Annotated in this window: 9 protein-coding genes; 2 read left to right on the top strand and 7 right to left on the bottom strand. The window is 68.3% G+C overall.

Going from position 1 to position 11,433, the window contains the following annotated elements; genetic code table 11:
• Positions 1 to 169 precede the first annotated feature (169 nt).
• From VD972_RS26875 to fusA, 4 genes are all read right to left on the bottom strand, one after another.
• Positions 170 to 1,564 (bottom strand): hypothetical protein, encoded by a 1,395-nt coding sequence (locus tag VD972_RS26875; protein ID WP_324991602.1) that lies wholly within the window; start codon positions 1,562 to 1,564, stop codon positions 170 to 172.
• A 33-nt stretch (positions 1,565 to 1,597) separates the two neighbouring features.
• Positions 1,598 to 3,532, bottom strand: coding sequence for an ABC-F family ATP-binding cassette domain-containing protein (locus tag VD972_RS26870; RefSeq protein ID WP_324991601.1), 1,935 nt, complete (start codon positions 3,530 to 3,532; stop codon positions 1,598 to 1,600).
• A 26-nt stretch (positions 3,533 to 3,558) separates the two neighbouring features.
• A complete protein-coding gene (locus tag VD972_RS26865) occupies positions 3,559 to 5,052 on the bottom strand; it encodes a DEAD/DEAH box helicase (protein WP_324991600.1) in 1,494 nt (497 codons plus the stop codon).
• A gap of 123 nt (positions 5,053 to 5,175) precedes the next feature.
• On the bottom strand, positions 5,176 to 7,290 hold the full coding sequence (fusA, locus tag VD972_RS26860; protein WP_324991599.1) for an elongation factor G: 2,115 nt from the start codon (positions 7,288 to 7,290) through the stop codon (positions 5,176 to 5,178).
• A 216-nt stretch (positions 7,291 to 7,506) separates the two neighbouring features.
• On the opposite strand from fusA, the gene VD972_RS26855 reads away from it, so the two are divergent.
• Both VD972_RS26855 and VD972_RS26850 read left to right on the top strand, forming a co-directional pair.
• Positions 7,507 to 7,869, top strand: coding sequence for a nuclear transport factor 2 family protein (locus tag VD972_RS26855; protein WP_324991598.1), 363 nt, complete (start codon positions 7,507 to 7,509; stop codon positions 7,867 to 7,869).
• Between the two features lie 108 nt (positions 7,870 to 7,977).
• On the top strand, positions 7,978 to 8,289 hold the full coding sequence (locus VD972_RS26850; RefSeq protein WP_324991597.1) for a hypothetical protein: 312 nt from the start codon (positions 7,978 to 7,980) through the stop codon (positions 8,287 to 8,289).
• Here the strand turns inward: VD972_RS26850 and sthA are convergent.
• The 3 genes from sthA to VD972_RS26835 form a co-directional block, all read right to left on the bottom strand.
• Positions 8,258 to 9,670 (bottom strand): Si-specific NAD(P)(+) transhydrogenase, encoded by a 1,413-nt coding sequence (gene sthA / locus VD972_RS26845; RefSeq protein ID WP_324991596.1) that lies wholly within the window; start codon positions 9,668 to 9,670, stop codon positions 8,258 to 8,260. The two genes, VD972_RS26850 and sthA, sit on opposite strands and share 32 nt — an antisense overlap.
• A gap of 126 nt (positions 9,671 to 9,796) precedes the next feature.
• On the bottom strand, positions 9,797 to 10,369 hold the full coding sequence (locus VD972_RS26840; protein WP_324991595.1) for a hypothetical protein: 573 nt from the start codon (positions 10,367 to 10,369) through the stop codon (positions 9,797 to 9,799).
• A 223-nt stretch (positions 10,370 to 10,592) separates the two neighbouring features.
• A partial coding sequence (locus VD972_RS26835) for a pseudouridine synthase (RefSeq protein WP_324991594.1) occupies positions 10,593 to 11,433 on the bottom strand: 841 nt, incomplete at its 5' end.

Below are 11,433 nucleotides of genomic sequence, written 5' to 3'. Positions count from 1 at the left end.
AGACCGCACCACCCACGCAGGCCGTCATCCTGATTGCGGGTGAGCCCCACCTGGCCGTGTATCACTCGAACATCCATCACCGCTCGATCTACCCCTTCTCCATGGCCGTGGAGGGGGAGGCGCCAGACACTCCCCAGGATGGGCCTGGCGGAGAGCCCGCTGGGTAGGCTCACGGGAGCGGCGAGGGCACGTCCATGGCGCTTGGATCCTTCTTCCAGCGGGCGATCTGCTCGGGCGAGGGGAAGCTCTGGGGCCGGTAGCGCACGGGATAATCTCCCTCCACAGGAAGCAGCTGGGCACCCATGTCGCGCTCCACGGCTTCCCAGCGCACCACCGCCACGGGGGGAGCCTCGGGGCCGAGCTCGGAGTCCATGAAGAAGATCCGGTCGACGCGCGGCAGCAACGTGTCGATGCCCTTGACCCAGACGGCCTGGCTGACGACACGGCCCTGCTCATCCTCGGAGAGCACGAAGTCGGCGACGAAGAGATCCACCCCCAACTGCTCGTGGTGTTGGCGGAGTTGATCGCGCTGATCGGCGTAGTCGCGCGCCTGGCTGTAGACCGCCAACTTGCGCATGGCCAGCCAGGCCTTGCTGGGGGGCGAGGGCAGGAAGGGCCGCCATCCCTGGGGCGTCCGGCGCAGAGCGCGTCCGTCTATCGGGCGCGGCGCCTGGAGTGACTCCTGGGCGATCTCCGCGGCCCGCAGCAGCCCGTCTTCATCCTCCGAGCCGGTGATGAGCAGCAGATCCCGGTGGGGGACGAAGACCACGGGATCGCCGCGCACCTTGCAGCGGCGCAGCACCTCGTCCAGCAGCATGCGAGACGCGGCGTAGCTGTCACGCCAGGCAGAGGCGCAAACGCCGGGCGCCACCGGGATCAGGGGCTCGGAGCTTTGGCTCCGCAGGTTCTCCATGGCGGCGCCGAGCGCCTCGTCGAACGTGACGCCCCACTCCTGGAAATGCTGCTGCCCCAGGTACTTCATGGCGTCCGGGGTATCGAGCACGATCGCGACGGCGAGCACCTCGCCCAGCGGGCGCCACTCCGTGGGCCTCGGGGTGTTGAGGGGGCTGTCCAGATCAAGGATCTCGAGGAGCGAGAAGGAGGTGCGCGGGCGCACCGCGGGCAGCAACGCCGTGCGCGCCGCGGCGTAGCTGATGGGGAACTCGGGTGCGCGGCCGATCGCCGTGATCTTCCGGAGCACCCGGTCACGCCGCTCGGGGGGAGTGGCGCGGTACTCCTCATAGAGGTTGCCAAGAAAGATCGTCTGGGCCTGCTGGCCCTGTGCGTCGGGGATCTGGATGTGGAAGCGCTCGGGATCGTACCGCAGCGGGTCTGTGAAGCCCGCCGCTCGCAGCGTCTCCAGGGCCTTCCGCGCATATTCATCCTTCTCCAACTGGGCGGCCTCGGCGCCCCCGCCGTCCCCAGGACTGGCCGGGCTTGCCTCCCGCGAGGACGCGGCAGGGGGCAGTGGCTCCTCCCGCACGCTGGCCCACCAGAGTCCGACCACCAGTGCGCCCGTGAGGAGCACCAGGATCCCGCCTGCTTTTTGAGGGCCGCGCATCATGCCTTCCAGTATCTCCTTTGAGGAATCAAGAGATTAGCCGCTGACGAGGTTCTGGAGCTCCTGCCAGCGCGCGTACAGACGGTCCACCTCGGACGTCGCTGTCTCCAGCTCACGCTGGAGCTCCGGCACCTTCGTTGAGCTGCTGTAGACGGCCGGGTCCGCCAGCTTCGCCTCCAGCTCCGCCTTGCGCGTCTCCGCCGCCTCGATCGCTGCCTCCATCCCCTCCAGCTCTCGCTGCTCCTTGTACGAGAGCTTCCCGGGCTTCCTCGCGGGCTTCGATGAATCTGTCGAGGGTGGGGGAGGGGACTCCTTCTTCGGCGCGGACGTGGGCGCCGCTGCGGCCTGGGCCGTCTCCGCTTGCTGCTTCAGGCGCCGGTACATCTCATAGTTGCCCTCGTACCGGATGACGCGCCCGTTCCCCTCGAAGGCCAGGATGGAGGTGGCCACCTTGTCCAGGAAGTACCGGTCGTGCGTCACCAGCAGCACGCTCCCAGTGAAGCTCAGCAGCAGCCCCTCCAGGACGTTCAGCGTGACGATGTCCAGATCGTTCGTGGGCTCGTCCAGCACCAGCACGTTGGCGCCTTCCAGGAAGAGTCGCGCCAGCAGCAGGCGGTTGCGCTCGCCTCCCGACAGCGCAGCCACCCGCTGCTTCTGCATGGGCACCGGGAACAGCAGATCTTCCAGGTAGTCCCGCAGGGCGATCTTCTGGTCGCCCAGCTCCACCCAGTCCTCGCCATGCGAGGCCGCCTCGTACACCGTCTGCTCGGGGTCCAGCGCGGCCCGCGTCTGGTCGTAGTACGCCACCTTCGTGTTCTTGCCGATCACGAGCTTCCCGCCATCCGGCTGCAGCTCGCCCAGCAGCACGCGCAGGAAGGTCGTCTTGCCCACGCCGTTGGGCCCCACGATCCCCACCCGCTCGCCCCGCTGGAGCCGGAAGTCCACGCCCTTCAGCACGCCCCGCTCCCCGAAGGACTTCGCGATCCCCTCTGCCTCGATGACCGTGTGCCCCAGCCGTGGCGCCGCCAGCACCTGCAGCCCCGCGACTTTCGGCCGCTGGAAGCCCTTCTCCGCCATCAGCTTCCGGGCCCGATCGATGCGCGCCTTGCTCTTGGTGCGCCGTGCCTCGGGGCCTCGCCGCAGCCACGCCACCTCCTGGGCGATCCACCGCTCGCGCTTGTGCTGGCCGATGGCTGCGTTCTCCTGCGCCACCAGCTTCTGCTCCACGTACGCCTCATAGTTCCCAGGGTACGAGACGACGCCCTCGCCAGGCTGGATCTCCACGATCCGATCCACCAGCCCATCCAGGAAGTAGCGATCGTGCGTCACCAGCAGCAGTGAGCCCGGAAGCTTGTCCAGCTCCTCCTCGAGCCAGTCCACCGTGTTCGCATCCAGGTGGTTGGTGGGCTCGTCCAGCATCAGCAGGTCCGGCCGCGTCAGCAGCGCCCGGGCGATCGCCACGCGCTTGCGCAAGCCGCCGGACAGCTGCGCCACCGGCCGATCCCAGTCCTTCAAGCCCACGCCCAGCCGATCCAGCAGCGTCTTCGCGTGGTGCTCCGTGTCCCAGCCGCCGAGCTGTTCGATGCGGTCCCCCAGCGCCGAGAGCTGCTCCAGCATCTTCCCCTGCGCCTCGGCGGGCGTGGACTCCAGCCTGCGGCTCAGCTCCGCATGCGCCGCGAGTGCCTCCCTCAGCGGCCCCTGCAGGACGGACAGCTCCGAGGCCACCGTGGCGCCCTCGGCGAACTCGGGCTCCTGCGGCAGGTAGGTGACAAGCGCCCCTCGGCGGAGCTGTAGCTCCCCCGCGTCAGGACGCGACACCCCCGCCATGATCTTCATCAGCGAAGACTTGCCCGAGCCGTTCACGCCCACCAGACCCACGCGCTCACCCTCTTCAATGGTGAGGGTGAGCCCCTCGAAGACAGTGCGGCTCCCGAAGGTGAGCTGGACGTTGGCGGCGCGGAGCAGGGTCACGGGGCCCTCTTTACCTCAGAGCCACTTCAGAGCCACTTCGGAGCGGTACGCACCGGAGGAGGCGCCGACCGGGGAGCCGCCGCGGCCGGCGCGGAAGCCGCGCCCTTGGAGGGCCGCCCGTCCGAGCCCCGGTGCTGCCCCTGGGACTGCCGAGCCTCTCCGCCCTGCCCCCCTGAGCGCCCGCGGCCGCCGCCTCGTCGCTGGCCGCCCCCACGAGGGCCCTGTCCCTGGCCTCCATTCCGCCGCCCCTCGCCGGAGCGCTGACCGCCGCCCTGACGCCGCTGCCCACCCTGAGGCCGCTGCCCCCCGTGAGACCGCTGGCCGCCCTGCTCCGACTGGGCCTGCGCCTCACCGAGCGAAGTAGCGGAGGGCGCCGTCTGCCCGGAGCGGAAGGGGTGATCCCCCACCACCGGCACGTGGCGCCGGATGGTGCGCTCGATGTCCTTCAGGTACGCGCGCTCCTCCGTGTCGCAGAAGGAGAGCGCCGTGCCTGCCGCCCCCGCGCGCCCCGTGCGGCCGATGCGGTGCACGTAGGACTCGGGGATGTTGGGCAGATCGAAGTTGATGACGTGGGTGATGCCCTCGATGTCGATGCCGCGGGCCGCAATGTCCGTGGCCACCAGCACCCGGCAGCTGCCTTCCTTGAAGGAGTCCAGCGCCCGCTCCCGCGCGTTCTGGCTCTTGTTGCCGTGGATGGCCTCCGCGGAGATGCGCGCCGCCTCCAGCTGCTTCGTCACCCGGTTGGCGCCGTGCTTGGTGCGTGTGAACACCAGCGCGCGCCGGATGTTCGCGTCGCCCAGCAGGTGCACCAGCAGGTGCCGCTTCTGCTCGCGCTCCACGAAGTACAGCTTCTGCTCCACCGTCTCCGCCGTGGTGGACTGTGGCACCACCTCCACCTTCGCCGGATCCTTCAGGATGCCCTTGGACAGCGCCTGGATCTCCGGCGGCATCGTCGCGGAGAAGAACAGCGTCTGCCGCTTCGCAGGCAGCGCCGCGATCACCCGCTTCACGTCATGGATGAAGCCCATGTCCAGCATCCGGTCCGCCTCGTCCAGCACGAACACCTCGAGCGCCTTGTACGAGACGAGCTTCTGGCTCATCAGGTCCAACAGCCGCCCTGGCGTCGCCACCAGCACGTCCACGCCGCGCCGCAGCGCCTGCTCCTGCGCGTTCTGCCCCACGCCGCCGAAGATCACCGCCCACGTCAGCGAGGTGAAGCGCCCGTAGGCCTGGAAGCTCTCGACGATCTGGCTGGCCAGCTCGCGCGTGGGCGTGAGGATGAGCGCGCGGATGGGCCGCCCGTGCGCGGGAGGAGGAGGCCGGCCCTCGGAGAGCCGCTGGAGGATGGGCAGCGCGAACGCCGCCGTCTTGCCCGTGCCCGTCTGCGCGCAGCCCAGCACGTCCCGCCCGGCGAGCGCCGGAGGAATCGCCTGGACCTGGATCGGAGTAGGAGTGGTGTAGCCCTCGGCCTTCACAGCGCGCAGCAGGGGTTCAGCGAGCTTCAGTTCGTCAAAAATCATGTCTTCCCGTTTACGGGTGCTTGGCACTCGCACGGTGGCGAGGCCTGAAAAAGGGAGAGGGCGCCTCCACCCGAGAGGCGCCCTCCCTTGACTGCTGGGATCTGTCTTGGCGGACCGCGCCGACTACTTGCGCGCGGCCTGCTCGGCGGCCAGCTTCTCGCGGTAGGTCGCCATCAGCGCCTCGGCCTCGGACTTCGGCACGGGCGAGTACCTCGCGAACTCCATGGTGAACTCACCCTTGCCCTGAGTCGCCGAGCGCAGGTCCGTGGAGTAGCCGAACATCGTGTTCAGCGGCACCTCGGCCACGGCCACCAGGTAGCCCTCGCGGGTCTCCGTGGAGAGGATCGTGCCGCGGCGCTGGTTGAGCTGACCCACCACCGAGCCCTGGAAGTCCTCGGGCGCCTGCACTTCGACCTTCATCACAGGCTCGAGGATGACCGGCTTGGCGGCCGCGTAGCCCTCGCGGAAGCCCATGATGGCGGCCGTCTTGAACGCCATTTCGCTCGAGTCCACCGCGTGGAAGGCGCCGTCGTTGATGACGCAGCGCACGCCCACCACCGGGAAGCCAATGAGGCTGCCCTTCTTGATGGCCTCGTGGAAGCCCTTGTCGCACGCGGGGATGAACTCGCGGGGGATGGAGCCACCGACGACGTCATCCACGAACTCGTACTGCTGCACGGCGTCCGCCGGCAGGGGCTCGAGGTAGCCGCACACGCGCGCGAACTGGCCGGAACCACCGGTCTGCTTCTTGTGCGTGTAGGCGAACTCGCCCTTCTGGCTGATCGTCTCGCGGTAGGCCACCTGCGGCTTGCCGGCCACCACCTCGCAGGCGTACTCGCGCCGCATGCGCTCGATGTAGATCTCGAGGTGCAGCTCGCCCATGCCGCTGATGATCGTCTCGCCGCTCTCCTCGTCGCGGTGCACGCGGAAGGTGGGATCCTCCTTGGTGAACCGGTTGAGCGCCTTGGAGAAGTTGGCCTGCGCCGTCCGGTCCTTCGGGGACACCGCGAGCGAGATCACCGCGTCCGGCACGTGCATGGACGTCATCGTGTACTGCACGGTGCCGTCGGTGAACGTGTCGCCCGAGGCGCACTCCACGCCGAACAGGGCGATGATGTCACCGGCCTGCGCCTCGCTGACGTCGTTCATGTCGCTGGAGTGCATGCGCACGATGCGGGGGATCTTCACCTTCTTCTGGTTGGACTGGTTGAAGATGAAGTCACCCTTGGCGATGCGCCCCTGGTACATGCGCATGTAGGTGAGCTGTCCGTAGCGCCCGTCCTCCAGCTTGAACGCCAGGCCCACGAAGGGCTTGGCCGGGTCAGACTCGAGGATGACCTTGGCCTCGTTGTTCTTCTGGTCCAGCGCCTCGTTCAGCGCCTCCTTGGGGTTGGGGAGGTAGCTGGCGACGGCGTCGAGCAGGAGCTGCACGCCCTTGTTCTTGTAGGCCGAGCCGCACATGACGGGCGTCATCTTCAGGCTGATGGCCCCGCGGCGGATGGCCGCGGCGACCTGCTCGTTGCTGATGGGAGCGTCCGAGAGGAACAGCTCGCCCAGCTGGTCGTCCACCTCGGCCACGCCCTCGATCATCTCCTGGCGGCGCACCTTGGCCTCCTCGAGCATGTCCGCGGGAATGGCCTCCTCACGGATGATCTCGCCGTTCTCGCCGTCAAAGTAGAAGGCCTTCATCTTCACCAGGTCGATGAGGCCCTGGAAGCGGTCCTCCGCCCCGATGGGGAACTGCAGCTTCACCGGGTGGTGGTTGAGCTTCTCCTTCAGCTGGGCGGCCACGCGATCATAGTTGGCGCCGGCGCGGTCCATCTTGTTGATGAACGCGATGCGCGGAACGCGGTAGCGCTTCATCTGCCGTTCCACGGTGATGGACTGGGACTGCACGCCGGACACGGAGCACAGCACGAGGATGGCGCCATCGAGCACACGAAGGGCACGCTCCACCTCGATGGTGAAGTCCACGTGTCCCGGGGTGTCGATCAGGTTGATGTTGTAGTCGCCCCACATGGCGTACGTGGCGGCGGACTGGATGGTGATGCCCTTCTCGCGCTCGAGATCCATCGAGTCCATCTTCGCGCCGACGCCATCCTTGCCACGCACCTCGTGGATCTCGTGGATGCGGCCCGTGTAATAGAGGATGCGCTCAGAGAGCGTCGTCTTGCCCGAGTCGATGTGGGCGGAGATGCCGATGTTGCGAATATTGTCGATGGGTACGTTGGAGGCCACGATCCGGTCCTTCTTCTCGCTTGAAAAACGCCTGGGGGAACAGGGCAGGCGGGGCCTCTACTTCCCACAGGTTGAACTTTCCAGCCAATTCCGCATGCTGGTGGGAACTTACGTGTACCCACCCCCGCCTACTGATCTGGCTCTTCACCTTATATAGGGGAGGCCCGGCCGCCGCAGGGGCAGGGGCTGCCAAGACTGATTTCGAGGGATACAACCATGAGCGCGACCGAAAACTTCTCCTTGGCGAGGGCCTGGCTGCGTGCCTTCAACGCCCACGACGTGCCGGCGCTGGTGGCGCTCTATGCCGAGGACGCCACGCACACCTCGCCGAAGATCCGGGTGTTGCACCCGGAGACGGGCGGCAAGCTGGTGGGCAGGCAGGCGCTGGCGAAGTGGTGGTCGGAGGCGATCGCCCGGCTGCCGGGCCTGCGCTACGAGGAGACGGCGCTGACGGCGGACGCGGATCGGGTCTTCATGGAGTACCTGCGCCACGCGCCCAACGAGCCGTCCATGCCAGTGGCCGAGGTGCTGGAGGTGAAGGGCGGGAAGATCGTCGCCTCGCGCGTCTACCACGGCTAGCCCCTCCCTGGGTGCTCGGGGATGACGAGGAGACACTCCGGGAGATGGAAGATCCCCGCGCTTCGGGGATGGGGTAGGGTGGCGCCGCTTCTCTTGGTGGAGGTGCACGTGGCAAACCCCGACGCGTTCGACAGGGACTTTGGCTATCTGATGCCATTCCTCGACAAGGTGGCGGCGGCGGCGAGCGGGCTGGAAGATCCTGCGGCGCGCGCCGAGCTCTCCCGCCTGCTGGCCGACCAGAAGGCCCAGTGGAACCGCATCCGAGAGCTGCTGCGAGGCTCTCCTGCTGGCAAGGCCGCGCCCTCGGGCCCCGGGCGTGCTCCCGCGCAGACCCTGGCCCGCTCCTCGGCGGATGGCATCAACCGCGTGGCGCCTCAGATGACGGGGCTCACGGTAGGAAGTTTGAAGAACTCCCGTTGAGCTCCTGAAGCGCGTTGTAGGTGGCCGTCTTGTACATCTCGGAGAGCGTCGGGTAGTTGAAGCACGTCTCCACGAAGAGCTGCGCGCCGGCTCCCGACACCAGGGCCACCAGCCCGATGTGCACCAGCTCCGAGGCCTGCTCGCCCAGCACGTGCACCCCGAGCAGCTTCAGGCTCTCTCGGTGGAAGAGCAGCTTCAGCTGCCCGCGCCCCTCGCCGATGATCTGTCCGCGTGCGTTGGTGATGTACCCGGCCCGGCCCACGACGTAGGGGACTCCCTTGGCGATCAGGGCCTTCTCCGTCTCGCCGGCCATGGAGACCTCGGGGATGGTGTAGATGCCGTAGGGCAGCACCGGCGCGAGCGCCTGGGCCTTGCCGAACGCATGCAGCACCGCCACGCGCGCCTGCTCCATGGCGGTGGAGGCCAGCGCCGGGAAGCCGATCACATCCCCCACCGCGTAGATGTGGGGCACGGCCGTCTGGTATGTGGGCCCCACCTCCAGGTGGCCGCGCTGGCCTGGCTTGATGCCGACCGCCTCCAGGCCGAGCCCGGAGGTGTTGGCGGAGCGGCCCGAGGCGACCAGCACCTGATCCACCTCCAGCACGTCCCCGCCGGAGAGCGTCAGCCGGATGGGCTCGGCGTTCTTCTCCGGTACGTGGATGGACTCCACCGAGTACCCCAGGCGCATCGTCACGCCGAGCGCCACCATGCGCTCGCGCAGGAGCCCGGAGAACTCGTCATCCAGGAAGGACAGCAGCTCCGGCTTCACGTCCACCAGCGTCACCGGGATGCCCAGGGCGGCGAACATGCATGCGTACTCGCAGCCGATCACGCCGGCGCCCACCACCATCAAGGCGCGGGGGAGCTCGGCCAGCTCGAGGAGCTCGTCCGAGTCGTGCACGCGGGGATCGCCGAAGGGGTAGAGCGGTGGCCGGTAGGGCGAGGAGCCGGTGGCGATGAGGATGGAGCCCGCGGTGAGCCGGCGCTCGGGGTGGCCCTCGCGGCGGACGAGGACAGTGTGCGCGTCCAGGAACGAGCCGTGGCCCTGCACCACCTCCACGCCGTGGCGCTCGAGGTTCATGGTGATGCGCTCGCGCTCGACGACTTTGACACGGCGCTCTCGGTAGAGGAGATCGGACACCGTGGCCTCGCGGCGCAGGGTGGTCTCGATGCCGAACAGGCCGCGGGCGCGGTAGCCGGAGAGGTAGAGCGCCGTCTCCCGCAGCGTCTTGGAGGGCAGGGTGCCGGTGTTGGCCGCGGTGCCGCCGAGGACGGGCTCGCGCTCTACCACCGCCACGCGCTTGCCCAGGCGCGCGGCGTGCGCGGCGCCCTGCTCGCCCGCGGGGCCCGAGCCAATCACCACGAGATCGAAGTCAGCCATGCCCCGGTCCATACCTCCCAAGCCTCATGTCGGGAAGCCCGGGTGATGGCTCGACGTGTCGGAGCGGACGGCTCGGCCGGATCCAACGGGGCGGAAGGAAGAGGTGCTGATGAGGCTCACCGCGGACTAGGCCGTTGGCTGCGCCTTCATGAGGTCCTGCAGTTCCTGGGCCGTGATGATCTCGAACAAAGTGATGATGGGTATGATCGCCGCCAGGAGCACCCAGAGGCTCAATCCGCCCCCAAGCAATACAAACAGGCACAGCAACTCCAGCACCAAGCTGATCCAGGCGGCAGCGATCGACCGGGTCCGCGCGATCACGAGCGCCAGCAGGAAGAACGGCGCACCGGCCATGATGCTAAAGACGACCCCGATCACCGGGTGACCGACACTGAGAGCGATCAAAACGAAGCTCACAGTGAGGACTGTCAGACCCATGATCAGAGGTGAGATCCAGAGATCCCGGAAGATCTTGCGGAGCCTTTCAGGGGCCGCGCGCACCGCCAGGGTTGTATTGCAGCTCAGGCACAGCAACCGCTTGCCGTGGGCTGGAACGCAACGAGGGCAGTAGAACGCACTGCATTGACGGCACCTGACGGCTGGCTCGAGGGCGTGCTGCGGACAGATCGGCGCAAGCTCAGGAGCAGGGGAGGGGTCGACCTTCGGCGCAGCGGGGGCTTCGATGGCCTCCACGGCCATGGGCGCGGGTGCCACGAGTGCGACAGCCTTCTCAGGGACCGGCACGCGTGGCGCTACCTGCCCGAGGCACTGCGGGCAGAACTCGGCTTTGGGGGGCACATTCGTGCCACAGGAGGGACAATTCATTGTGGGAGTTGACTCCGGGAGAGGCGTCCTCGCTCACAGGGAATGAGCCAGCAAGGAGGAAAATGATGCAGACATTCTGCTCATGCGCGCCTTCCACTCAGTCCTCGTCCGCGGGGGGAGGGGGCCGTTCGGGTTCTGCCCCCCTTCCGCTGTAGCGCAGGCCCTCGGAGAGCTCCTCGGGCGTGAGCAGGCGAAAGGTGCCCTCGGGCACGTCCAGCTCCACGCCACCCACGGCCTCGCGGTGCAGGGTCCGCACAGGCAGGCCCACGGCTCCGAGCATGCGCTTCACCTGGTGGTGCCTGCCTTCGGTGACGGTGACCTCCACCGTGTGCTCGTCGCGGAGCTTCACCTTCGCGGGCCGGGTCGGGCCGTCCTCCAGGGTGACGCCGCGGCGCAGGGGCTCGAGCTTCTCTTCATCCGCCGTGCCCTGCACCGTGGCCACGTAGCGCTTGGGCAGGTGCGTCTCCGGAGAGGTGGCGTGCGCCACGAGCTTCTCGTCATTGGTGAAGAGCAGCAGCCCCGTGGTGCCACGATCCAGCCGGCCGATGGCGTGCCAGGTGTACCGGGCCAGCTCGTCGGGGAGCTGGGGCAGGAGCACCTCGTACACCGTGCCCGTCCGGTGCTGGCTCACAGTGGAGGTGAGCAGGTCCGCCGGCTTGTGGAAGGCCAGCACCCGCGTCTCCACCTTGCGCCGGATCTCGGCCCCGTCCACCCGGATCACCGTGCCCTCGGGCACCGGCGCCAGCGGCTGGCGCACCACGCGCCCGTTGAGGGTGACGCGTCCAGCCTGGATGGCGGCCTCTGCCTCGGAGAGGGGGAAGACCCCTGCCCGCGCGAGTGCCCTCGACAGCCAGTCAGGCTTCGCCTTTCCCTCCCAGCGGCTTCGGGGGGGGGGCTTGCTCTGGGAGGCCGAGGGCCTGCGGGTAGGGGGCTTGCGG

The sequence above is a fragment of the Hyalangium sp. genome, assembly GCF_035629615.1.
GTDB lineage: Bacteria > Myxococcota > Myxococcia > Myxococcales > Myxococcaceae > Hyalangium.
This window is presented reverse-complemented; position numbering and strand designations above follow the sequence as displayed.

What these genes read in the sequence shown, in the direction of transcription:
- VD972_RS26865 (WP_324991600.1), bottom strand. Translation starts at nt 5,052, where the DNA reads ATGATTTTTGACGAACTGAAGCTCGCTGAACCCCTGCTGCGCGCTGTG.
- sthA (WP_324991596.1), bottom strand. Translation starts at nt 9,670, where the DNA reads ATGGCTGACTTCGATCTCGTGGTGATTGGCTCGGGCCCCGCGGGCGAG.
- VD972_RS26840 (WP_324991595.1), bottom strand. Translation starts at nt 10,369, where the DNA reads ATGGCCGTGGAGGCCATCGAAGCCCCCGCTGCGCCGAAGGTCGACCCC.
- VD972_RS26875 (WP_324991602.1), bottom strand. Translation starts at nt 1,564, where the DNA reads ATGATGCGCGGCCCTCAAAAAGCAGGCGGGATCCTGGTGCTCCTCACG.
- VD972_RS26855 (WP_324991598.1), top strand. Translation starts at nt 7,507, where the DNA reads ATGAGCGCGACCGAAAACTTCTCCTTGGCGAGGGCCTGGCTGCGTGCC.